The organism is Edaphobacter sp. HDX4, assembly GCF_036877565.1.
In the GTDB taxonomy this organism is placed as follows: Bacteria; Acidobacteriota; Terriglobia; order Terriglobales; family Acidobacteriaceae; genus Edaphobacter.
This window is the reverse complement of the sequence record NZ_JAEDXW010000030.1, coordinates 18,228-39,423: the sequence shown is the minus strand read 5'-3', so window position 1 is coordinate 39,423 and position 21,196 is coordinate 18,228. Positions and strand designations below refer to the sequence as shown.

Genomic DNA, 21,196 nt, shown 5'->3' with positions numbered 1-21,196 from the left:
CTCTTTTTTTTACAGATCCTACGAGGTTGTACCGAGAGCAGTTGAACTACAGACGATGCAGTAAGAACAAAGTAAAAAGAAAGAAGCGGCGGACTGGGGTCCGCCGCTTCTTTTTGTGCCGGTCTTCGGTTCAGAGGTTAGCCAAGCTCGTCCATGCTTTTGACCCCGAACTTCTCGTACCAGGGCGAGGCAGCCTTGAGAGCGTTGTTGACGTTGGTGATGTTCTCGACGCCGGTGGTCTCGAGCCAGTCGCGGAATGCCTTGGTTCCCTTGGTCGCGTAGATGGGAATGCCTTCCTTCCAGGTGGCGCGGCCGCAGAGTACGCCGTTGAACCTGGTTCCGGATTCCCCGGCGAGCTCAAGGGTTTCGATGAAGACCGGATTGGAGACGCCAGCTGAGAGATAGATGAAGGGCTTGTGGGTCATCCCCTCAGCGTCGCGGAAGTGCTGCAGCGCCTCGGCGCGGGTGTAAGCCTTTTCACCCTTGAAGGACCGGGTGCCCTCGACGAAGGACATCTCGATGGGGACCTCAACCTTGAGGACGTCGACGTTGTAGCGTGCCTTGCCGAACTCTGCCATGGAACCGGAGACGATCTCAGGCTTCTTCTTAGCGTAGGCAAGCGACTTCTCATCGCCACCCTCGGCGTCGTAGCCTACGGTCTCGAGGAAGAAGGGAATGTCATGGGCGAGGCACTCATCGCCGATGCGCTCGATCCAGGCGTGCTTGTGGTCGTTGACAGCGGTCTTCTCGTACGGGGTGTAGTAGAGGAGGATCTTGATGCAGTCTGCACCGGCTTCTTTGAGACGGCGGACGCTCCAGAGGTCGAGCAGATCGGGCAGGCGGCCCGGAGTCGCGGCATCATAGCCGGTCTTCTCGTAGGCCAGCAGGAGACCCTTGCCGTTCCGAACCTTGGAGGCGGGGAGACCGTACTCAGGATCGAGCAGGATGGCGGAGGCGTAGCGGGTGAGAACATCGGTGACGCAGATCTTGAACTCTTCCAGATCCTGCGCGTTGGCGGCGGCACCCCGCTCTTTCGCCAGCGACTTCTGGAGTGAGCCGCGCTGGTCCATGGCGGCGGCGGCGATCACGCCACGCGGATCGGATACGGCTTTGAGTCCGGCGAGTTTCCCTGGGGTCAGCTTCGACATGTTCTCTTATTCTCCTAAGGTTAGGTCTCTGTGGGGCCATTTTACACAGGGGGCGGGAGTTCTGGCTGGAACTGGATTGCGGAGGCCACCCACCCCGGCAGTTTGTGTGCAAAGTATTCGAAGATTGGGAGTTAGCCTTGGACCTCGTGTTGAAGCCCTTACAGAGAGATCCGATCCACTACTTCCATTCTAGCGGCGACGGTGAATTGATCGGCATTCACAAGCTGCTTATTTCACAGGGTTTGAGCGAGGCGAGAGGTTGACAGGATCAAGAGGTGTTCGCGGGTGGAAGAGAATCCGCCATCCTTCGGCGTCCATAGATGGGATGATACGTGTGGATGGAATCGAGGGCGCGAATGCCTCGGATGAGGTCGATAAAGATGAATGCATGGAGCAGGATCGCAGGAGTGGCGTTGACGGTAGGGACAGGAGTGATGAGCCTGGCGCAGGATCCGGCTGCCCACCCGAAGCAGGTGACCCCTACCACATTGACGGTAGGCGGCTACGATGGGCAGGTTCCGGTCATTCTGCGCAACGGGCACGCCTATGTCGAGGTTGAAGGTCTGGCGCGGATCACGCAATCGTCACTGGCGTTTCACGGCAGCCGGATTCTGCTGACCCTGCCGCAGGCGGCGAGCTTCGCCACTCCTGCGCCTGCAGGTGGTCCTGAGTCGGCGAAGGAAGATAAGGGATATTCGCGTGAATTTCTGCGGGCGGCACTGGAGGAGGTGGGCGTGATCCGGGAGTGGAGGAGCGCGATTGAAAACGCCATTCGCACGAACAATCCGGTAGAGCAGAGCTGGGTAGCGGGATACCGCACGACGGCGGATACGAGACTGGAGATGGCAGCGGCGTCGGCGACGACCGATGCAGACCGGCAGGCCGTTCCGCTGCTGCAGAGCGCGAAGGGAATGGTTCAGCAACTGAGCGACCGCTTTTTGTCGCTGCGATCGAACCTGACGTATGTGTCGCCGGATTCGCTGCAGAACGATGCTCTGGACCAGAAGATCCTGGCGTGCGCGCAGGGGATAGCGGCACAGGCGGCTCCGGGAGGAACATTTCAGGATGTGAACGCCTGCCACTAGGCGCCGCCGCGGACATCTTCAGGCTGAGGTACGCTGCCGGTCTCGAAGCAGAAGCAGGCCGACCATCCAACCGAAGGAACTCATAAATCCGATGTAGGCCAGGACCAGTGCGAGCCGGGTGAGGCTGGTCTGGGTGTCGCCGAAGTAGCTGTCGATGACCGTCTGGTCGAACCCGAGCCGGTCGGCGATGCAGGACTCGCGGGACCGATTTTCGCAGGGAGGCCGTTGCGGGGAGCTGAAGCCGACGGCGAAGGAGACGGTCTGGCCGACGGCAGGCACTTCGATATGAGCTACCGCCATAACCTCGATGGTGATGAAAAGAACCAGGGTGAAGATGGCCGCCGATGCCGCCCTTCGGAACTCTACGGGACTCGAAGAGTCGCGCTTCTTCCACTGAACGAAGACGGCGACGATACCCATCGACGCGATCGAGATGGGAATGGCGATCTGCTGGAGTGTCTGGGGAATGAGTGAGAGAAGAGGCGTAAAGAGGGGAACGCCGACCAGGCCAAGATAAGGTGCAAGACCGACTCCGACGCTGACGGAGAAACCGAGAAGATACCGGAGCCAGTCGGAGGCAAGGTGCGGCAACCTCGGTTTGACGGTCAGCTCGGAGTTTTGAGAGGGCTCGGGCATCACGTGGGTTATTGCGCAGCGACCAGCTCGCACGGAAGCGGGGTTGAAGTGCTGGACGAGTGCACGAAGGTGCAGCGAAGAAGATTGCCCTTTTCGCGCACGAGGTTGATGGTTCCGTTGATGGTCTTCTCCCCATCTTTGACGACGGTGTAGTTGTAGATACCTCGCCAGACGTTGGTGAGGGTTCCGCGCGAGGCCCGAGCCAGTTTGTCTCCTGCGACCGGGGTGAGTTCAAAGACTGCGCCGGCAGGACTGCTGTCGACGATCAGGTCGAGGCGATAGGCGTTTACGCTTTTGAGCGTGCTGAGGACGTCGTTTGCGCTGGCGAGATAGGGTCCGCAGACCCGCATGTCGATCTGCTTGTTGTGGGGAACGTTGGGGATGGAGGCAGGGAAGTTCTCGAGGATGTAGGCGCGAAGTGGAGCGGCGTCGCGGGGAAGACTATCGAGCAATTGCTGGCGGGTAACGGCAAGGATACTGTCGAGCTGGCCGGCGGGATAGGCGTAGCCCTGATAGTAGTAGCGGATACGGCCTTGAAACTGATCCGCAGTTCGAGCGATGCCCATGGCGATCTGAGCATCTGTGGCGGAAGGCTGCTGTGAGTACAGGGGCCCGATAGACAGAAGAAGAAAAAGAGCAATCGCGGAGTGTTCCACGTTCGACTCCTTGCCTGACGGATTGTTGCCTGATGGTACGCACGCCATCAGGAGTATGCAAGGATCAACTTGTCGTGGAACGCCCGGTGTCGGGAACTAGCGGCTGGAAGCGAGTGCCGCCTGATGAACCTCAAGAAGTTTCCGGATGCCCTTTTCCGCATAGTCGAGCATCTCGCCCAGCTGGGTCCGGCTGTAGGATTCCTTCTCGGCGGTGGCCTGGGTCTCGATCAGACCGCCGGAGGCGAGCATCACGACGTTCATATCGACGGTGGCGCGTGAGTCCTCTTCGTAGCAGAGATCAAGCAGGACATTTCCGTCGACGATGCCGACGCTGGTGGCGGCGACCATCTCGCGCAACGGAGAGGTTTTGAGGGTTCCCGCCGCGACGAGCCTGCAGGCCGAGGGCGGAACCCGCACCGCCGCCATCTCAGGGCCTGCGTCGCTCTTGCTATCGCGCTTGAAAAGCTTCTTCGGCCGAGCGTTACGCTCGAGAGGCTGTGCGGTTAGGAAGCGCGATTGGTTTATCGAATGGGTTTGAAGGTGCGGTTCCAGCGGGTTTCGTCGATGAGATGAAGGACCTGGTGGAGGGCGAAGGAGCTTCGCTCGGCGATGGTGGTCTTGTACTGTTCCTCCTCCGGAGTTTTGAACGACCAGTAGATGAACAGAGGGCGTCCGATGAGGTTGGCGCGAGGCACGAGTCCCCAGTAACGGCTGTCATAGCTGTTGGTGCGGTTGTCGCCCATCATGAAGTAGTAGCCGGGAGGGACGACGAGATCTTCGCCCCGGATGTGGGTGGGGAGATCGAGGGACCAGGAGGCGAGGACGTCGCGTCCCTGATCGGCCGGGATGGCGGGGAAGTCGTCGTTGTAAGGGTCGTAGTTGGCCGCGGTGGGCTGGGCGGCGTAGGGTTCGTGCAGCGCGATGCCATTGCGGTAGACGATGCCGTGGAGAAGATGGATGCGATCGCCGGGAAGTCCGATGACCCGCTTGACGAGGATGTCGTGGTCGCCGCCGGCGTTGGGCGCGGGGCGGAAGAAGACGATGGGCTCATCGTGTTGAAGCTGGCCGTAGGGAAGAAAGCCGGCGCGAGGGGAGGACGGCGCGAGGGTAACGCGCTCGACGAGGACGTGATCGCCGACCAGCAGGGTGCTCGCCATGGAAGAGGAGGGAATGGCGAAGTTCTGGAAGAGGAAGGTCATGACGAAGAAGGCGACGGCGAAGGTGGAGCAGAGCGAGGCCAGCTCCTGAAGCCGGGTGGTGGATTTTTCCTGGGGGTTCTTCATCCGGGTCCTCTTGCAGGTTAGACGGCGCTTTTGAGAGCGGTTTGCTGGGCGACGAGAAGTTCCCGGATGCCTTTTTCGGCGTAGTCGAGCATCTCGCCCAGCTGGGTCCGGCTGTAGGATTCCTTCTCGGCGGTGGCCTGGGTCTCGATCAGACCGCCGGAGGCGAGCATCACGACGTTCATATCGACGGTGGCGCGTGAGTCCTCTTCGTAGCAGAGATCAAGCAGGACATTCCCGTCGACGATGCCGACACTGGTGGCGGCGACCATCTCGCGCAACGGAGAGGTCTTCAGGGTTCCCGCCGCGACGAGCTTTTCAAGCGCGATGGCGAGGGCGACGCATGCTCCGGAGATGGCAGCGGTGCGGGTTCCGCCATCGGCCTGCAGGACGTCACAGTCGAGGATGATAGTGCGTTCGCCGAGAGCCTTCATGTCAACGACGGAGCGAAGACTGCGGCCGATGAGCCGCTGAATCTCATGGGTGCGGCCGCCGATCTTGCCGCGCTCGGCCTCGCGGGCGGTGCGGGTGAGGGTAGCGCGGGGAAGCATGCCGTATTCGCCAGTGACCCAGCCGCGGCCGGAGTTGCGCAGCCAGGCGGGCACGCCCTGCTCGACAGAGGCGTTGCAAAGGACCCGGGTGTTGCCTGACTCGATCAGAACGGAGCCTTCGGCCATCGCAATGAAGCCGGGAGTGAGACGGACGGGGCGAAGGGAATCGGCGGAGCGGCCATCGGGACGAAAGAGCTGGGGTGGTGCAACGGGCATTCCGAGATTATAGACGGGGCGAAAAGGGAGGTGGAGATTCCCGAATCGGGCTTGCAGTTCCGTTTTGGGAAGCGATGAAGGGGCGGATTTGTAGCATTTTGGGAGTTTTGCTTCCCATGTATCCCGAATTGGGAATTGCCATTCCTCGTGACCCGTGGTTGTCTGTTAGCAAACATGAAACCTGGATGGGGTTGCACCCGCTGGATCAGTGACTTAGCGTCAGTGTTCCAGTTTGGCACAGCGCGTGATTACGAGAGTTTTGTCTGTGCAGCTTTACGAAAACAGATTGGAGTAAGAGAACGATGACCGTAGCAATGCAGAGCAGGGATGTACGGTACAGAGGTTCGGAGTCGGGCGCGGGGATGCGGATGGCGGAACCTGCGGCGGGGAGCGGAACGCGCAGGGCAGCGGCAAGCGGAGAAGGCGAGAGTACGAGGACTCCCGAACTGCATGTGCTGGTGGTGGACGATGATGCCTCGGTCCGCCAGGCGTGCACGTCGATCGCAGAGAGCATGGGGTGCGCTGTTGCAGGAGCCGAGAGCGTGGCACAGGCGAAACGGATTCTGAAGCACAGGAAGATCGATGTTCTGCTGCTGGACCTGAAGCTTCCGGACGGCGGAGGTCTGACGCTTCTGGAGCAGGTCAATGCGCTGTATCCCGACACGGCGGTGATTGTGATGACGGCGTTCGCTACGGTGTCGTCGGCTGTCGAGGCGATGCGGATTGGCGCCCGGGACTATCTGACCAAGCCGTTTGCGCTTGAAGAGCTGACGACGGTGCTGGAGAGGGCGGGCCAGCGGGTGCGCTTCGACGATGAGAGCCGTCAGCTGCGGGAGCGGCTGCGATCGCAGCACGACACCAATGGCCTGGTGGGACGGTCTCCGGAGATGGAGAAGCTGTACCGGATTCTTTCGAAGGTGGCATTCTCGACCCACCCGGTGCTGATCCTGGGCGAGAGCGGGACGGGCAAGGAGCTGGTGGCGCGGTCGATCCATGAGAACGGACCGAATGCGGCCAAGCCATTTGTTCCCGTCGATTGCGGCTCTCTGGTGCCGAGCCTGATTGAGAGCGAGTTGTTCGGCCATGTGAAGGGCGCGTTTACGGGCGCGGATCGTGCGAAAGAGGGTCTGCTGGCCGCGGCGGAGGGAGGAACGGTCTTTCTGGATGAGATTGGAGAGCTTCCCCTGGATCTGCAGGCAAAGCTGCTGCGAGCGCTGCAGGAGAAAGAGGTGCGGCCGGTCGGTGCGACGCAGGCGAGACCGATCTCGGCGCGCGTTCTCGCGGCGACCAATCGCGATCTGGCGGCGATGGTGGAGCAGGGGAAGTTTCGCAAGGATCTCTACTTCCGGCTGAATGTGGTGAACCTGCGAATCCCGCCGCTGCGGGAGCGGAGGAGCGATATCCCGCTGCTGGCGATTCACTTTCTGGGGCGCATGGAGAAGGAGACCGGCATTCAGCGAACGTTATCGGATGATTCGCTGCGGCTGATGGCGGACTATGACTGGCCGGGAAACGTGCGGGAGCTGGAGAATGCGATTGAGCGCGCCTGTGCGCTCTCGAGCGGACCGGTGCTGCACCTGGGCGACATGCCGACGCAGCTGCAGGATCTGAAGATGCAGCGTGCGGCAGCCGCAGCGGAGGAGGCGCCCGCCCCGACGCTCCAGGCAGAGAATGCCCCGGGCAGGTCGGGTGGCGGAGGCGCGGAGATCCTGTCGATTGCCGCAATGGAGAAACATGCGATTCTGAGCACGATCAAGCAGCTGAATGGAGACAAGCTGCTGGCGGCCAAGCTGCTGGGAATCGGCAAAACGACCCTGTATCGGAAGCTCAAGGAGTATGGAATCGCCGATGTGCCGATGGACTGATCGGCCCCAGACGCTGCAAGCCCTCGGTAATCTTCCAGGCATTTGCGCTAGGATCTGAGGAAGCTGTGGCGGACGGGAGGTTGACGATGAAGTGTAAACACCTGGACCAGATCAGGGATGTGGAACCTTCGGCGGATGGGTGCGAAGACTGCCTGAAGATAGGCGGGCAATGGGTGCATCTGCGCATGTGCGAGATCTGCGGGCACGTGGGCTGCTGCGATTCGTCGCCGAACAAGCATGCGACCAAGCACTTTCACGGAACGAAGCACCCGATCATGCGCTCGATCGAACCCGGCGAGAGCTGGGGATGGTGTTATGTGGATGAGGTAGAGCTGGACTTCAGCTAACGGCGGGGTGATGCTTCCCCCGCTCATCTGAAACGCCATGGTGGAGAGCTTCACGCTCACGAATGGCGTTGATCCCATTGACTGGTTCTATGACCAGCACCTTCCCGCATTCGTCGGATCGGCGACCTCGGGGATCTTCTCGCTCGCGGTGATGGACAATGGGTTCAACCGCATGGTCGTACCCAAATACCTCTTCTGGCACCGACACTCCCTGTTACACAACCGTTCCCATCCTCGATCAACGAGAGTGCGAGAACGGTGACGTTTTTGTTCCACGATGTTCTGCGTCCAGCCAGTACTCTTCCTGGGGCGGCAGCACCACGGCGCTTGCCAACGGAGATCTTGAATACGATCTTTGCGATGAAGGTACGAACTCTGAGGTGGATGAGGTGAAGATTACAGGAGATACGCCGCAGACGGTCTGGCAGCTCAAGACGACAGGCACAAATCTGTATCGTGCAAGCCGTCTGCCCAGTCTGTATCCGGGCGTGCAGTGGTAGATCGACCGGAAGCGGACGGCTCTGCTTCGGTTTTTGCTATGCTGGGCTCATCCTTTCAAGAGAGAGAGTGAGCAACACGATGGCAGACGAGGCAGTAAAGATTACGGTTAAGCCGAATGGACCTCTGCGGGTGGAGGGGCCAATTTCGTTGACAGATGCGGATGGAAAGCACTGGGACCTGACAGGCAAGCCTGCGGTCTCGCTTTGTCGCTGCGGAGCGAGTGGAAAGCGTCCCTTCTGTGACGGTTCGCATAACAAGATCGGATTTCAGTGCTCGGCTTCGCCGGCGCTGCTTACCTAGATCACCGAGACTGCCGCTTTGGCCTCCCCCCGAAAAGAGGGAGGCTCAAGCGGCAGCTCTGTCTTGACAGGAGTAAGACTCCGACAACGCTGACACCGAGGAAGACTTGATGAGACGTTTGACCTGGTCCGTAAAGATGTTGTCGGTTGCGCTGCTGCTCTCTCCCGCTGTTCTTGTGGCGCAGGCAGATGAGGCGGAGCCTCAGTCGATCACGCTGCCGGCGAGCAAGCTGGCGGAGTACGCAGGGCAGTATCGCGGTGTGGTGGAACCGGATATCGTCAACGTGATTCGCGTGCAGGGTGGAGCGCTGTATGCCGAAGGGGAACGTACGCAGCCGGTTGAGCTGACACCGGCTTCAGTGGACCACTTCTTCATCCGGGGAACACCGCTTCGAGTGTCGTTTACGCGTGATGCGAAGGGAAAGATCAGCGGGCTGACCACGACCGTGAGAGGGCCGCGAAGCACGGGCGCAGCCATGGAGATGGTTCGCTTCAGCAACAAGCCCACAGCGATCAATCATTTTCGTGACTACACGCGCAACGAGGTCATGGTTCCGATGCGCGATGGAGTGAAGCTGCACCTGGTGATCCTGCGGCCCAAGGGCTCGGAGAGCGGGGGCGAGCCGCTTCCGTTTTTGATGGAGAGAACACCGTATGGGGTAGATGGCGAGACCTCTACCAGCGTGAACGCCGCCAAGCCGGAGCTGGCGCAGAGTGGCTACATCTTTGTCTTTGGAGACATACGCGGAAGATATAAGTCGGAGGGCCAGTTTGTGATGAATCGTCCCATCGTCGACCACAAGACGAAGAACGATATCGACGAGACGACCGATACGGATGACACGATCGACTGGCTGCTGAAGAATGTTCCAAACAATAGCGGACGCGTGGGCGTGTATGGAATCTCTTATCCGGGATTTCTCGCGATGATGGCCGGGATTGACGCCAACCCGGCGGTCAAGGCGATCTCTCCGCAGGCCCCAATGACCAATATCTGGATTGGTGACGATTTCTTTCACAACGGAGCCTTTCGCGAGACGTACGGTTTTGACTACGTGCAGCAGCTCGAAGGACAGAAGACGGATGTGCGCGTTGAGTCGAGCGAAGATACCTTCGACTTCTTCCTCAAGAATGGGAACTTCGCCGGGGCGGCGAAGAGCGCGGGGATGAGCGATCTTCCGACCGCGAAGGCTTTTCTGACGCAGCCCGCCTATACGAAGTTCTGGCAGGATATGGCGGTGGAGCCGCACCTGACGAAGGTCGAGGTTCCGACGCTTGAGGTCGGCGGTTGGTGGGACCAGGAGGATATGTGGGGACCGCAGGCAGAGTACGCGGCGCTGGAGAAGCACGACAGCAAGCACGAGGTTTTCCTGGTACTTGGTCCCTGGAACCACGGCGGATGGGTGCCAACGACGCGACATTTAGGAGCCGTGGACTTCGGGTCGGCGACCGGCGAGACCTATCGCAAGACGATTGAGGCTCCCTTCTTTGAGAAGTACCTGAAAGATCGTCGAGGGTTCGATCTTAAAGACACCGCCAGCTTTCGCACCGGGGTTAACAAGTGGGAGCGCTATGACGCGTGGCCCCCGAAGTCCGGCTTCAAAGAGACGAAGATGTACCTGGCCGCGGACCACGGCATGAGCTTCGACGCTCCGAAGAGCGAGAGCAAGACGGAGTATGTCTCTGACCCAGCAAATCCTGTGCCTTACCGGCACAGGCCGATCCAGCCTACCTACGGAACCGGATCGAAGTGGCGCCCGTGGCTGGTGGAAGATCAAAGGTTTGTCAGCGACCGTAAGGATCTGGCGAACTTTACGACTGCGCCCCTGGACCATGACGTTACGGTTACTGGCGATGTGATGGCCGACCTGTTTGCAGCGACGACAGGAACGGATAGCGACTGGGTTGTGAAGCTGATCGATGTCTATCCGGACGATGCTCCGGACGGAATGGGCGGCTATCAATTGATGATTGCAGACGAGATTCTGCGAGGCCGCTACCGTAACAGCTTCGAGAATCCGGAGCCGGTGAAGCCGGGCGAGGTGACGGAGTACCGCTGGAGTCTCCATGGAGCCGATCACACCTTCCAGAAGGGCCACAGGATCATGGTGGAAGTGCAGTCGACATGGTTTCCGCTGTATGACCGCAATCCCCAGACGTATGTGCCGAATATCATGACGGCTCCTCCGTCAGCGTATAAGGCGGAGACGATCTCAATTTATGAATCGTCAAAGTATCCATCGCGAATTGAATTTGAGATGCCGGAATAACTGAAGGCAGAGGAGACTGCTTGAGCATTAAAAAAATCAGCAGCCGCGAGGTGTACCGCAACCCGTGGACGAGTGTGCGCGAAGACATCATCGAGCGCGCAAACGGTCAGCGCGGGATTTACGGCGTGATCGATAAAGACCCGGCGTCCATTATTATTCCGCTGGAAAAGACGGATGAGGGCGAGTTTCTCTACCTGATCGAGCAGTTTCGCTACACGGTAGGTGGGCGGTTTGTGGAGTTTCCGCAGGGCGGCTGGGAACAGGCCGATGTTGTCCCGGAGGACCTGGCTCGGGGAGAGCTGCGGGAAGAGACGGGCCTGCAAGCAGAGCGGATGACGCTGCTGAGCACGCTGCAGATAGCGTACGGTGTGATGAACCAGAAGCACTACGTCTTCCTCGCCGAAGGACTGACACGAGGCAAGCCGGACCCGGACGCGGAAGAACACGATCTCGAGGTGCGCCGTGTCAGCGTGGCGGAGTTCGAGCAGATGCTGCTGGATGGCAAGATTGTGGATAACTGTTCGGTGGCTGCCTGGGGTATGTACAAGGTGTGGCTCGAACATGGACGCCCGGCGAGGTAGTGGGAGTGAGCGAACTGAAGAACGAGGACGGTCAGAAGTCTGAGCCGGCACAGGGTCCAGTGGCTGCAGCAGAAGGCACAGAGAGCCGCCTGCGATGGGCGAACGCCGGTAGTCTTCTGTTCGCGCTGATACAGAGTGCGTGCACGGCTGTACTGGCGATCAGCGGATTTCGTGTGCTGATTGGCCTGAGCGCACTGGCGGCGGCGAGTGGAGTGTATGCGCCGCCTAAGGGGCTTCATCAGGACGCTATTCGCATTCCCATGATGTGGCTGGCGCTGCTGGGATCCCTGGCGAATCTCTACTCAGTGTGGAGGGTGCGGTCGCTGCGGGCGCGGCCTGCAGCACAGTGGAGGGTTCGACCGGTCACGCGGGAGAAGATTCGATCGGAACGGCTGCAGATTGTGCTGGCGGTAGTAACGCTGGTTCTTCTGGCGGCAGAGTGGATCACCCATCCGATGATCCATCGGGTGTGAAAGGCAGATCGGCGTCAGAGGCCTCTGCAGACGGGCTCTCGAGCATGGCTTTGGCCAGACGCGCGTGAAGGCGCTCGCTGTATCCGATGGGTAGCTCGAAGACGCGATCATCTGCCGTGAGGATGAGGATGTTCCGCGTGGAGTCGAGAACGGCCGAGCAGATCTCGCAGTGCTCCAGATGATTTTCGACGTCATGGCGGGTCTGGTCGTCGAGAGTGTTGTCCAGATAGCCGGAGATGTATTCCCAGACATGGCGGCAGTTTAGAACCATGGGAACCTCCGTCGGCCCTTAGGCTCGATGTCGGACAGTTGCGGCGCAAGTTGCTTTTGCAGCATCAGGCGGGCGCGATGCAGCCTCATCTTTACAGATGCGATGGTGATGCCAAGAGTCTCCGCGGTCTCCTTTACATTCCGCTCTTCGATCTCGCGGAGGACGAAGACCTCGCGATAGGGAAGTGGAAGCGTAGCAAGTGCATGTTGGATGAGGCTGCGAACCTCTTTCCGCTCCAGGCTCTGCGAGGGAATCTCGCGCCAGTCGGTGAGTTGTGCCGGAACGACGGAGCCTTCCGGATCGTCAATGGAATCTGTCAGGCCGGGCTGTTTGCGGCGTAGACGAGCGCGAGCCTCATTGAGTGCGATGGCGATCAGCCAGGTGCTGAAACGAGCCTCGGAACGGAAGCGGCTGAGATGACGATAGGCCTTGATGAAGGCTTCCTGTGCGACATCCTCGGCTTCGGCCTCATTGTGGAGCATCGAGAGTGCCATGAGGTAGACGCTTCGCTCATAGGGGCGAATGAGCTCGTGGAAGGTCTCGGTATCCCCTGCCAGAATTGCCGAGATCATGGCAGCCTCGTTCCTCTCGCTATCGGCCAAGGGCATCTGCTTCCAACCGTGTTGTGCTTCCCGCAGAGCAGATTGGTTCGACGTGATGCGCAGCATATGCGCATGAATGCTGAACGGCCTGTCTCTGCCGGTAGCGCGGGTGAATCACTGCCGGACTCCGGTGCATGCCCCAGGCATATCGGCCTTCGGAAGCAAAAGATAGTGGCGATCGTTCCCTTTCACATTCTGGAAGTCGACGATCATACAGCGTGACCAGTCCTCGAGGTTGAGGAAATGGCCCAGAGTGCGTTGCTGCTCGGTGGTAAGGAACAGAGCTTTGGCCCTGGATTCTGCGCATCGCTGGTAACGCATGGCTGGGGCCAGCGCAGCGATCTCGCGGCCATTTACCAGCCCATCGACGTCGCATACGTCGCCCTGGGTGAAGTAACTGATGAAGCCTACGTCTCCGGCAACGATGATGTCATCGTGGAGAGAGGCCAATCCGCTATTCCGCATCTGCAGAAAGGTTTTCGTTCGACCCATCATTGCGTGAAAGCCATACCAGGCATCCAGAGGGCCGATCAAGAGGACGAGTAAAACGTAGGCCCAGGTGAGCGCCGTGGTGCTGCGAGGGACCGACGCCCGTGCAGGGAAGTCCGGCCCGAGCTCTTCCAGGGTAAGTATGTTCCATATCGTGCTGAATACGAGGGGCCACAGGATGTAACGGATGCCCTGGATTGCTTGTCCGCGCACGCAAGCGAGAACGACAACGATCCAATAGTTGACGTTGGCGACTGCCCAGAGGAACAGTCGTTCCCTGGAGACACGAGCCCGGATCATTTTGAGCAAAACGATCACAGCCGATGCGATCGACACGACGGTGGTTCCGATTCCAAGCAGGAAGGAGCTTCCCGTAACGTGGGCGATGCCGAAGACAGGGATGATGGACGGACTCCCGCTCTTTGCCAGCGCAGTATCGGGCAGAAGGTGTCCGAACACGATACGGATAGCGAGTACGACGAGCCCAGTGCCGAGCAGGAGAGCGATCGTTCGTCCACGAGCCTGTCGGCCTTCTGCAGAGGAAGACAGCAGCTCAGGACCTCCCAGAAGAATGCTTACCAGGAAGGCGAGCATCACCAGTTCGATACGCATCAAGACGAGGAGTGCGCCGAGAACCGGCAAGGCGATCCATCCCCAGACCGGCATAGTCTTCAGGCGCGGCAGTCTCTTGCAAAGAACGGCGACCCAGGTGATCAACAGGAGGGTGAGACTGGTCTCCATTCCGTCAGTGAGCCATCGAATTGCCATGGGGGTGAGGAGTGCAATCAGAAGCCCGCACCAGAGCCGCTTTGCCCACAGGCTCTCCCGAAGACTGCTGCCGAGAGACCACAGGCTTCCGAGCAGCGCGAGGTACGCGCAGACGGAGACGGCCTTCGGCAGCAGTGGGCTAGTCGTGAGACCGCGCAGGAACGCAAGCAGGCCGACATACAAGAGGCTGGAGGTACCGTAATCCGGATGGACACCGTCGAAGGTGATGTGATGTGTTGTCCTGAGGAATGCGGCGTAGCGCAGGTGGATCAGGGCATCATCCAACATGGCGTAGCGTGTCGTGAAAAGAGCCCATACTAACCAGAGAATCGCAAGAAATAACCATGTTGTACGCTTGAAAAACAGGCTGCGCATGCGAGAACTTTAGCATAGACGACTCATGCCGCCGGGCGGAAAAGCGTGATCGATCCGGACAGCATGTGTCGTGGGTAAAGGTGCTTCAGAGATTGGAGATAGCTGGGGATCTCGGCTAATTCGCTTCAGGATCACGGAGCAGTTTCCCTGAAGGTGAAGAGAATCATTCGATTCCCTCGGCGGTAGTCGAGAGTTCGTGCTCAAGCGATCGAGATATCTCGCCTGGTTTGCAGCGCCACTGTGGAGCGGTGCTGCAGGAGATAGTCGAGCGACAAAAGGCCCGGACCAAACGCAAAGATCAAAATGGCGGCAAACAGAAACGTAAAGGGATCGGCGGCATAGAACTTGCCCGGGTCGGAGAAGATTGCGAGCAGGGCATCGCGGCTCGCAGTCCAATATGCCACCAGCATCGAAAAGGTAAGCATCAGGGAGATAGGACGCGCAAGAAATCCGATGATCAGCAGCATCCCGCCGAAGAACTCAAGGCCAGAGACGAAGTGCGCGTTGAGGGCGGGAAAGGGAATGTTGAGCGAGGTAAAGAACTCAACAACCCGGTCTTGATTCCGCAGCTTTCCGAGGCCGGTCTGGACCAGTTGCCAACCCCAGTAGAGGCGAATTGCAAGAAGCAGGGGGGAGCAGAGCTTTTCGGCGAAGCTGCAGAAGACCGCGTGTATGTACGCAAGTTTTGACAGGACTTTCATGAGGACTCCGTGCTGCGTGACGTGCAGAGCCAGCCCATCTGCATCAGGTAGTGAAAGGACGCCTGGATGTGTGCCGCGCGTTCGGACTCAGAGAGGGGGCTGTGGGCGAACGCAGCTTCAATCGCGCCGCCAAGGGTCTCACCGTGTTCAAAGGCGCGCAGCAGAAGATAGTCCTCTCGAGTGAGACGCTTGTAGTAGACGGAGTTCTCGTGCCTGTGAACGGCGAGATAGGTTCGTCCTGGCACGGGTTTACGCGAACGTGTGCGGCGAACCAGGTGGATGCTGACGGCGTTCGATGCCTGTGCACCGGCCCCTTCCGAGGCATCGCGCACGGCGAGTAGGGTATCGTCGACTGCGCTCGGGGCTTCGAGAAGGCGCAGATAGGGTTGCAGCTCCAGATGCGATCCGTCATCGAGCGCGGCAATCTCGGCCGTCGTCAACGAAGGCCGCTGCTCATTATCGAACGCCTCGATGTGAGCCCATTCCAGTTGCGCCATGGCAACTGCATCAGCGGTCATCGGGTGCGTGTACTGCGGATTGTCCTGCAGCCAGCCGACAAGCGAGGAACCAAGATTGCGCAATGTGAAGGAGCGCGAAGGATGCGCTTCAAGATAGGCGCGCATCAGCCGTTCAAAGCGTCGTGTCCCGACAATAGCCTTTAGGCCGGGGAAGTCTTCTTCGAAGGAAGAGAAGAGGCGGAACCAGTACTGCCGGTTGTAGATCTCGAGCCGTTCAAAAGAGGTGAGGCGATCGTTCGGCTTGATGAACGAGTCGGCCTCCTTCTCGACGGACTGATTCTTCGCGTCTCGCCGACGCATCTGTTCGTCGCGGGTGAGTGGGCTCATTACGGCAGCGGCCATCCGCTGCTGCAAGGCCCGAAGCTCCGGTGCGTCGCTCATGCTGTCACCGCGAGGTCCGGCAGATTTATCTCCGGCCTGAGATAGCGGTTCGCCTTGAGAGCTTCCGCATGGACTTCGTCGAAGGAGGGGATGGAGTCATCCCACTCCAGCAGGGTAGCCGTCGGACCGCAGCGCTCAATGGCCCGGGCATAGAGATCCCAGACGGGATCGAGGACCGGATGATCGTGCGTGTCCAGGATGTATCTCTCGAACTTCGAGTGCCCGGCGATGTGGATCTGGGCGACGCGTTCGGCGGGGACGCTGTTGACGTAGACGTGCGGGTCGAAGCCGTGGTTCTGCGAAGATACGTAGATATTGTTTACGTCCAAAAGAATTCCGCAGTCGGCCTGCTCGACCACCTCGTTGAGGAACTGCCACTCCGTCATCTGGGAGACGTGGAACTCGGCGTAGCTCGAGACGTTCTCGACAGCGATGGGGATCTCGAGGAAGTCCTGAGCCTGACGGATCTTCTCGGCGGTCACGCGGGCAGCCTCGAAGGTGTACGGCATGGGAAGAAGCTCGTGGGTATAGGTTCCGTCGACGGAGCCCCAGCATAGATGATCGGAGAGCCAGGGAGTGTTGGTTCGGCGAACCAGCGCCTTCAGGCGGCGGAGATGTTCGCGTGAGAGGGGTTCGGCTGAGCCGAAGTACATGGAGACGCCATGTTGCACGACGCGATATTGATCAAGGATGCTGTCCAGCACCGTCAGCGGGCGGCCGGCATCGACCATGTAGTTCTCTGAGATGATCTCAAACCAGTCGACCACTGGCTTCTTCTCAAGGATGTGGCGATAGTGGGGTACGCGCAGGCCGATCCCTACACCATAGTCTTTGTAGCCATTGAAGCGATTTGCCGGCATGCCTTGATCCTCTGGAAGGTAGACGCCCAGGCTGTACCGCCGCGAAACCAACATCACGGCGATACAGCATCGTCGTGATGACCTTAGTGCTTCTTTGATCCGTCGGTCGCGCAGCCGCCCTTGCCCTTGCAGCTGTTCTTGCCCTTGCAGCCATTGTCGCCGGCCTTACAACCGCCCTTGCCTTTACAGTCGTTCTTGCCTTTGCAGGAGTGCTTATCCGTGTCCTGTGCCATCATGGCAGATGCACCGAGCATCGCCTGTCCTACCTGAGCACCATTGTGGGTGACCGAAGCGTGAACCGGGGTAGCGGAGCCACTCAACAGTCCGGTGACGGCGGCGCCTAACATCATTGCCTTAAAAGAGTTCTTCATGAAGTCTCCTTGTCGTTCAGGGAGAAATTCTTCCCTGTATGCCTCGTTAGATACGAGGTGACCAAAAGGGTAACAGCTTTCCGGATGTCATTTGTCACAGAAACGGAATGCCTTTTGTCATAGAAAGGCCGAAGAATGAATCCATTAACGCCATGAGGCCGGATCCATGCATCCAATTCTGTGTGAACGATCGTACGCACGACGCTAACAGCACATCATCTTCTTCTCGACGCAAGAAACGGGGAGTTTGGGGCTGGATCTTTATCTCTGCCCTCTTTGTAGTAATCGGCCTTGCTGCAGCTCTGGAGATCATGCTCCATCGGGCGGACCCCATTCTGCGGGGCAGGGTTATCGAGACACTGAGTACGCGTTTCGACAGCAGGGTCGACCTGGATGCGTTCCACGTCTCGGTTCTCAAAGGCCTTGAAGTCACGGGTGACGGGCTGCGCATCTTCCCTACGGATGAAGTTGTCGCCGCCGGCGCCACTGCCCCGCTGATCGCGATCAAACACTTCGCCTTCCACGCGAACGTCTTGGGTCTGTTTCAGAAGCCCATGCACGTTGGAACCGTAGAGGTAAGTGGCATGACGATCAGCGTACCTCCGCGCGAGATGCGGAACCAAGCCCCAAAGAATGGCCGGCACGTTGGAAAGATAAAGATTGTGGTGGATGAGATCGACTGTGATGATTCCAAGCTAATCATCGGCACCATCAAGCCGGACAAGGATCCGAAGCTCTTCGATCTGCGCCATATTGTCATGCACAATGTAGGACCCAACGATCCATGGCGTTACGATGCCACGATTGTTAACGCAATTCCGACTGGAGATATCCATGCCGTGGGAACGTTTGGGCCGTGGGTGAATGACAGCCCCGGCGACTCGACAGTGACTGGCAAATATACGTTCGACCATGCGGACCTCAACACTATCAAGGGGATCGCAGGCATTCTCACTTCGACGGGCGATTTCACGGGCCAGCTGAACCGAATCACAGTCGATGGCAATGCGGACGTACCCGACTTTTCCCTGGACACAGCCCAGCACGCCATGCCGCTGCATACCAAGTTCCACGCAATCGTGGATGGCACCAGTGGCGACACGTATCTCCAGCCGGTTGAAGCCAAGCTTGGAAAGTCGGAGTTCACCTGCAAGGGAGCGGTCATCAACATCAAAGGCAAAGGACACCAGATCGACCTTGACGTTGATGTTCCTAACGGCAGGATCCAGGATTTTCTGGAGCTTGCGGTTAAGCAGCAGCCTCCGATCATGAGCGGCAGACTGAATATGAAGACGAAGCTCTCAATCCGGCCAGGAAAAGAGAGCGTAACCCAGAAGATTGGCTTGAACGGAGGGTTCACGCTGCGGGCGATCCACTTCATCAATCCCGAGTGGCAGGATAAGGTCGATATGCTTAGCCTGCGTGCGCGCGGTGAACCGGACAAGGCCAAGCCGGGAGCCAACGACGTTTACTCGCACATGGTCGGCAGATTTGGAATGGGACATGGGAAGCTGCACATCAGCCGCCTGGACTACACCCTCCCGGGCGCGGACGTGAATCTTGCAGGTATTTACTCGCTGGACGGAAACGAACTGAACTTCGACGGCAAGGTCAGGACGAAGGCCGCCCTGTCCAACATGGTGGCAACCTGGTGGAAGTCGTGGCTGCTGAAGCCAGTAGACCCATTCTTCCGGAAGCACGGAGCCGGGGCGGAGATTCCGATCAAGATCAGCGGCTCAAAGGGATCGCCTAAGTTCGGGCTCGACCTGCACCACAAGGATAACAAGGACAAAGAAGGGAACTGATCGCGGCTAGAAGCTGTTGTCGTCTCCTCCGGAATCGAAGTCATCACTGATATCGGAGCTGTCGTCGAAGTTGGAATCGTCAGCGAAGTTGTCGCTATTGTCATCGCTGTCGTTGGAGGAATCCATGAGGCCGTCGCCGTGATCGTTTTGATCGACTGCCTGGGAGAATGCCGATTCACCACGGCGATCTTCGATGTCAGGCGAAAGGTGGCTGTCGCCCGGTTGGCCGCTGTCGCCGTAGTAGTTGTTGATGATCTCGGGGCGATCGGAGTCGCCGAAGCCCCCGAAGCCGGAACCGTAGCCCGCCGCATGGCCAAACCCGTGCATCAACCCTTCGATTCCCTCAAAGGCTAGAGCGCCCGCGGCGACTCCGGCGGCAGTCTGCATGGCGGAGCGCAGGAATCCACCCGATTGTGGCTGGGCATAGCTCGGCGAATACCCGTAGGACTGAGGCGCGTATTGTGCCTGGGAAGACTGCGGCGGCGGTGGAGGTGGCGGCGGCGGGGCATCTTCGTTACGTCCGAGGAGATTGCCCAGGAAGCTGCCAGATCGGCGTGGCTGCTGCTGACGAAGCTGCTCGATCTGATTTTGAGCCTGATCGAGTGCGTACTGCTGTACGAGCACGGTCTGTGCCAGGATGTACAGGGCGTCAGGATTCCGCCCCAGCGTCTGCTGCAGCATCTGTTCGGCGTCGAAGTCCTTCTCCTGAAGCTGGGTCTGATTGACGCGCTCGATCAACCCCTGAAGCATCTGTTGTTCCTGCGGTGTCATGGAACTCCCTCCGTGCGCTGCGCACACTCGCACGTATGACGCGAGAGATACGAAAAAGGTAGGAGCAAGGTTCCCTTTCGTATCTGACAGGCCGCAGGAGCGGTCCTTCCTAGTGGACGGTCTTCATACGGCGTGACATGAAATCCATCAGGAGATAGTTCCCGAGCGTCTGCGGCGTGGTGAAGTAAGCCTTCCCGCGGCACATCGCACTGACCTTCTGGACAAACTGCATGAGAGTGAAGTCATTGGCCAGCATGAAGGTGTTGATCATGATTCCGGCTCGCTTGCAACGCGAAACCTCTTCCAGGGTCTCTTCGATGACCAGAGGGTCGAGGCCGAAGGCGTTTTTATAGATGCGTCCATCCGGAAGCGAAAGCGCGGAAGGCTTGCCGTCGGTGATCATGACAATCTGCTTCATGTCCTTGTTCTGCTTGGCCAGGATGCGTTGTGCCAGCCGCAGACCGTCTTTGGTGTTGGTGTAGTGAGGGCCTACCTTGACGCGGGAGAGCTGCGATACCGGGATCTCCTCTGCGGTGTCATGGAAGAGAACCAGGTTCAAGGTATCGCCGGGGAACTGCGTCCGGATGAGATGCGACAAGGCCATCGCCACTCGCTTGGCCGGAGTAAAGCGGTCTTCGCCATACAGGATCATGGAGTGCGAGCAGTCGAGCAGGACGACGGTGGCGCAGGAAGACTGATAGTCCGACTGATGGACCTGGAGGTCGGAGTACTCGATGTTCAGCGGCGTGTGCTCTTCTCCTTCAATGGCCGTGCCGATGCCTTCGCGCGCAAAGACGCTGGAGAAGGTGGCCGTGACGTCGAGGTTCAACGTGTCGCCGAACTCGTAGAGTTTGGAAGAGCCATTCACCTCGACCCCGGCGGCCTCGTGGCGGGTGTCGTGACGGCCGAAATTAGATTTGCCGAGCGGGCCCAGAAGATCGCGAAGAGCCTTGTAGCCGAGGAAGTCCATTCCCTTGTCGGTGACCTCGAAGCGGGCCTCGCCGTTACCCTGGCCAAAGTCGCCCTTACCCTCCTCGGGGCTCTCGGCGTTGATGAAGTTCTGATCCTGCATCTTCTGGATGATCTGATCGATCAGCTCTTCAACCTGATCTTCAGACAGAGCTTCGAACTTCTCCTGTGCCTCTTCGTCCAGAAGCTCGCCTGATTCGAGCGCCTGCCGGATGGCATCACGAAGGCTCTCAAGTGTCTGGTCGTTGAATTCGCGGAAGTTAGAGTAGGGATCCGTGAAGCCGGAGTCGAGCAGGAAATCTGAGAGAGCCTGCATAAGATCCTCAAGGCCGAAGCTCGAGGATAGATCGCCGGTGAACTTTGTATAGCGGACGCGCTTCATAGGGCCCCCTATACCTATTCTAGCC

The 21,196-nt window shown here is 59.1% G+C and carries 24 protein-coding genes; 9 read left to right on the top strand and 15 right to left on the bottom strand.

Going from position 1 to position 21,196, the window contains the following annotated elements:
- Positions 1–137: 137 nt before the first annotated feature.
- On the bottom strand, positions 138–1,148 hold the full coding sequence (locus JAO29_RS20850) for a tagatose 1,6-diphosphate aldolase (RefSeq protein ID WP_334270204.1): 1,011 nt from the start codon (positions 1,146–1,148) through the stop codon (positions 138–140).
- 365 nt (positions 1,149–1,513) lie between these two features.
- Between JAO29_RS20850 and JAO29_RS20845 the strand changes: the two genes are divergently transcribed.
- A complete protein-coding gene (locus tag JAO29_RS20845; protein WP_334270203.1) occupies positions 1,514–2,233 on the top strand; it encodes a hypothetical protein in 720 nt (239 codons plus the stop codon).
- Between the two features lie 18 nt (positions 2,234–2,251).
- Here the strand turns inward: JAO29_RS20845 and JAO29_RS20840 are convergent, their stop codons facing one another.
- The 5 genes from JAO29_RS20840 to rph form a co-directional block, all read right to left on the bottom strand.
- Positions 2,252–2,869 (bottom strand): hypothetical protein, encoded by a 618-nt coding sequence (locus tag JAO29_RS20840; RefSeq protein WP_334270202.1) that lies wholly within the window; start codon positions 2,867–2,869, stop codon positions 2,252–2,254.
- A gap of 8 nt (positions 2,870–2,877) precedes the next feature.
- A complete protein-coding gene (locus tag JAO29_RS20835) occupies positions 2,878–3,573 on the bottom strand; it encodes a hypothetical protein (protein WP_334270201.1) in 696 nt (231 codons plus the stop codon).
- Positions 3,574–3,621: 48 nt separating this feature from the next.
- A complete protein-coding gene (locus tag JAO29_RS20830; RefSeq protein WP_334270200.1) occupies positions 3,622–3,951 on the bottom strand; it encodes a hypothetical protein in 330 nt (109 codons plus the stop codon).
- A gap of 95 nt (positions 3,952–4,046) precedes the next feature.
- Positions 4,047–4,808, bottom strand: a complete 762-nt coding sequence (lepB, locus tag JAO29_RS20825; protein ID WP_334270199.1) for a signal peptidase I — start codon at positions 4,806–4,808, stop codon at positions 4,047–4,049.
- A gap of 17 nt (positions 4,809–4,825) precedes the next feature.
- Positions 4,826–5,572, bottom strand: coding sequence for a ribonuclease PH (gene rph / locus JAO29_RS20820; protein WP_334270198.1), 747 nt, complete (start codon positions 5,570–5,572; stop codon positions 4,826–4,828).
- A 302-nt stretch (positions 5,573–5,874) separates the two neighbouring features.
- Here rph and JAO29_RS20815 point away from each other — a divergent pair, with 302 nt between their 5' ends.
- The 7 genes from JAO29_RS20815 to JAO29_RS20785 all read left to right on the top strand — a co-directional run bounded on the left by JAO29_RS20815 (position 5,875) and on the right by JAO29_RS20785 (position 11,908).
- Positions 5,875–7,437 carry a sigma-54-dependent transcriptional regulator gene (locus tag JAO29_RS20815; protein WP_334270197.1) on the top strand — a complete coding sequence of 521 codons (1,563 nt, stop codon included), beginning with the start codon at positions 5,875–5,877 and terminating at the stop codon, positions 7,435–7,437.
- 86 nt (positions 7,438–7,523) lie between these two features.
- On the top strand, positions 7,524–7,784 hold the full coding sequence (locus JAO29_RS20810; protein ID WP_334270196.1) for a ubiquitin carboxyl-terminal hydrolase 14: 261 nt from the start codon (positions 7,524–7,526) through the stop codon (positions 7,782–7,784).
- A 158-nt stretch (positions 7,785–7,942) separates the two neighbouring features.
- Positions 7,943–8,284: a hypothetical protein gene (locus tag JAO29_RS20805; protein WP_334270195.1), complete on the top strand. Its 342-nt coding sequence runs from the start codon at positions 7,943–7,945 to the stop codon at positions 8,282–8,284.
- 79 nt (positions 8,285–8,363) lie between these two features.
- Positions 8,364–8,585, top strand: a complete 222-nt coding sequence (locus JAO29_RS20800; RefSeq protein ID WP_334270194.1) for a CDGSH iron-sulfur domain-containing protein — start codon at positions 8,364–8,366, stop codon at positions 8,583–8,585.
- 109 nt (positions 8,586–8,694) lie between these two features.
- Positions 8,695–10,854: a CocE/NonD family hydrolase gene (locus JAO29_RS20795; RefSeq protein ID WP_334270193.1), complete on the top strand. Its 2,160-nt coding sequence runs from the start codon at positions 8,695–8,697 to the stop codon at positions 10,852–10,854.
- 20 nt (positions 10,855–10,874) lie between these two features.
- Positions 10,875–11,435 carry an NUDIX hydrolase gene (locus JAO29_RS20790; RefSeq protein ID WP_334270192.1) on the top strand — a complete coding sequence of 187 codons (561 nt, stop codon included), beginning with the start codon at positions 10,875–10,877 and terminating at the stop codon, positions 11,433–11,435.
- 5 nt (positions 11,436–11,440) lie between these two features.
- Positions 11,441–11,908 (top strand): hypothetical protein, encoded by a 468-nt coding sequence (locus JAO29_RS20785; protein ID WP_334270191.1) that lies wholly within the window; start codon positions 11,441–11,443, stop codon positions 11,906–11,908.
- On the opposite strand, the gene JAO29_RS20780 is transcribed toward JAO29_RS20785, so the two are convergent.
- The 7 genes from JAO29_RS20780 to JAO29_RS20750 all read right to left on the bottom strand — a co-directional run bounded on the left by JAO29_RS20780 (position 11,880) and on the right by JAO29_RS20750 (position 17,244).
- On the bottom strand, positions 11,880–12,179 hold the full coding sequence (locus tag JAO29_RS20780) for an anti-sigma factor family protein (RefSeq protein ID WP_334270190.1): 300 nt from the start codon (positions 12,177–12,179) through the stop codon (positions 11,880–11,882). The genes JAO29_RS20785 and JAO29_RS20780 overlap by 29 nt on opposite strands.
- A complete protein-coding gene (locus JAO29_RS20775; RefSeq protein WP_334270189.1) occupies positions 12,170–12,787 on the bottom strand; it encodes a sigma-70 family RNA polymerase sigma factor in 618 nt (205 codons plus the stop codon). Before JAO29_RS20775 ends, JAO29_RS20780 begins: the two co-directional genes overlap by 10 nt.
- 108 nt (positions 12,788–12,895) lie before the next feature.
- Positions 12,896–14,413 carry a hypothetical protein gene (locus JAO29_RS20770; RefSeq protein ID WP_334270188.1) on the bottom strand — a complete coding sequence of 506 codons (1,518 nt, stop codon included), beginning with the start codon at positions 14,411–14,413 and terminating at the stop codon, positions 12,896–12,898.
- Between the two features lie 200 nt (positions 14,414–14,613).
- Positions 14,614–15,114 carry a DoxX family protein gene (locus tag JAO29_RS20765; RefSeq protein ID WP_334270187.1) on the bottom strand — a complete coding sequence of 167 codons (501 nt, stop codon included), beginning with the start codon at positions 15,112–15,114 and terminating at the stop codon, positions 14,614–14,616.
- Positions 15,111–16,013, bottom strand: coding sequence for a DNA-binding domain-containing protein (locus JAO29_RS20760; RefSeq protein WP_334270186.1), 903 nt, complete (start codon positions 16,011–16,013; stop codon positions 15,111–15,113). The genes JAO29_RS20765 and JAO29_RS20760 overlap by 4 nt, the downstream gene beginning before the upstream one ends.
- Positions 16,010–16,873, bottom strand: a complete 864-nt coding sequence (bufB, locus tag JAO29_RS20755; protein WP_334270185.1) for an MNIO family bufferin maturase — start codon at positions 16,871–16,873, stop codon at positions 16,010–16,012. The genes JAO29_RS20760 and bufB overlap by 4 nt, the downstream gene beginning before the upstream one ends.
- Positions 16,874–16,956: 83 nt before the next feature.
- Entirely contained in the window at positions 16,957–17,244 is a 288-nt protein-coding gene (locus JAO29_RS20750; protein WP_334270184.1) for a hypothetical protein, read from the bottom strand.
- A gap of 182 nt (positions 17,245–17,426) precedes the next feature.
- On the opposite strand from JAO29_RS20750, the gene JAO29_RS20745 reads away from it, so the two are divergent.
- Positions 17,427–19,049 (top strand): hypothetical protein, encoded by a 1,623-nt coding sequence (locus JAO29_RS20745; protein ID WP_334270183.1) that lies wholly within the window; start codon positions 17,427–17,429, stop codon positions 19,047–19,049.
- A 6-nt stretch (positions 19,050–19,055) separates the two neighbouring features.
- Here JAO29_RS20745 and JAO29_RS20740 read toward each other — a convergent pair whose 3' ends face one another.
- Together JAO29_RS20740 and JAO29_RS20735 are read right to left on the bottom strand one after the other, a co-directional pair.
- Positions 19,056–19,820 (bottom strand): DUF2076 domain-containing protein, encoded by a 765-nt coding sequence (locus tag JAO29_RS20740; protein ID WP_334270182.1) that lies wholly within the window; start codon positions 19,818–19,820, stop codon positions 19,056–19,058.
- A gap of 109 nt (positions 19,821–19,929) precedes the next feature.
- Positions 19,930–21,171 carry a vWA domain-containing protein gene (locus JAO29_RS20735; protein ID WP_334270181.1) on the bottom strand — a complete coding sequence of 414 codons (1,242 nt, stop codon included), beginning with the start codon at positions 21,169–21,171 and terminating at the stop codon, positions 19,930–19,932.
- Positions 21,172–21,196 lie beyond the last annotated feature (25 nt).

Excerpts from the sequence above, each read along its gene's own strand:
- JAO29_RS20765 (WP_334270187.1), bottom strand. The coding sequence starts at position 15,114 with ATGAAAGTCCTGTCAAAACTTGCGTACATACACGCGGTCTTCTGCAGC.
- JAO29_RS20830 (WP_334270200.1), bottom strand. The coding sequence starts at position 3,951 with ATGGCGGCGGTGCGGGTTCCGCCCTCGGCCTGCAGGCTCGTCGCGGCG.
- rph (WP_334270198.1), bottom strand. The coding sequence starts at position 5,572 with ATGCCCGTTGCACCACCCCAGCTCTTTCGTCCCGATGGCCGCTCCGCC.
- JAO29_RS20735 (WP_334270181.1), bottom strand. The coding sequence starts at position 21,171 with ATGAAGCGCGTCCGCTATACAAAGTTCACCGGCGATCTATCCTCGAGC.
- lepB (WP_334270199.1), bottom strand. The coding sequence starts at position 4,808 with ATGAAGAACCCCCAGGAAAAATCCACCACCCGGCTTCAGGAGCTGGCC.
- bufB (WP_334270185.1), bottom strand. The coding sequence starts at position 16,873 with ATGCCGGCAAATCGCTTCAATGGCTACAAAGACTATGGTGTAGGGATC.
- JAO29_RS20795 (WP_334270193.1), top strand. The coding sequence starts at position 8,695 with ATGAGACGTTTGACCTGGTCCGTAAAGATGTTGTCGGTTGCGCTGCTG.
- JAO29_RS20835 (WP_334270201.1), bottom strand. The coding sequence starts at position 3,573 with ATGGCGTGCGTACCATCAGGCAACAATCCGTCAGGCAAGGAGTCGAAC.
- JAO29_RS20770 (WP_334270188.1), bottom strand. The coding sequence starts at position 14,413 with ATGCGCAGCCTGTTTTTCAAGCGTACAACATGGTTATTTCTTGCGATT.
- JAO29_RS20805 (WP_334270195.1), top strand. The coding sequence starts at position 7,943 with ATGGGTTCAACCGCATGGTCGTACCCAAATACCTCTTCTGGCACCGAC.
- JAO29_RS20760 (WP_334270186.1), bottom strand. The coding sequence starts at position 16,013 with ATGAGCGACGCACCGGAGCTTCGGGCCTTGCAGCAGCGGATGGCCGCT.
- JAO29_RS20845 (WP_334270203.1), top strand. The coding sequence starts at position 1,514 with ATGAGGTCGATAAAGATGAATGCATGGAGCAGGATCGCAGGAGTGGCG.
- JAO29_RS20750 (WP_334270184.1), bottom strand. The coding sequence starts at position 17,244 with ATGAAGAACTCTTTTAAGGCAATGATGTTAGGCGCCGCCGTCACCGGA.
- JAO29_RS20840 (WP_334270202.1), bottom strand. The coding sequence starts at position 2,869 with ATGCCCGAGCCCTCTCAAAACTCCGAGCTGACCGTCAAACCGAGGTTG.
- JAO29_RS20800 (WP_334270194.1), top strand. The coding sequence starts at position 8,364 with ATGGCAGACGAGGCAGTAAAGATTACGGTTAAGCCGAATGGACCTCTG.
- JAO29_RS20850 (WP_334270204.1), bottom strand. The coding sequence starts at position 1,148 with ATGTCGAAGCTGACCCCAGGGAAACTCGCCGGACTCAAAGCCGTATCC.
- JAO29_RS20815 (WP_334270197.1), top strand. The coding sequence starts at position 5,875 with ATGACCGTAGCAATGCAGAGCAGGGATGTACGGTACAGAGGTTCGGAG.
- JAO29_RS20775 (WP_334270189.1), bottom strand. The coding sequence starts at position 12,787 with ATGCCCTTGGCCGATAGCGAGAGGAACGAGGCTGCCATGATCTCGGCA.
- JAO29_RS20740 (WP_334270182.1), bottom strand. The coding sequence starts at position 19,820 with ATGACACCGCAGGAACAACAGATGCTTCAGGGGTTGATCGAGCGCGTC.
- JAO29_RS20810 (WP_334270196.1), top strand. The coding sequence starts at position 7,524 with ATGAAGTGTAAACACCTGGACCAGATCAGGGATGTGGAACCTTCGGCG.
- JAO29_RS20780 (WP_334270190.1), bottom strand. The coding sequence starts at position 12,179 with ATGGTTCTAAACTGCCGCCATGTCTGGGAATACATCTCCGGCTATCTG.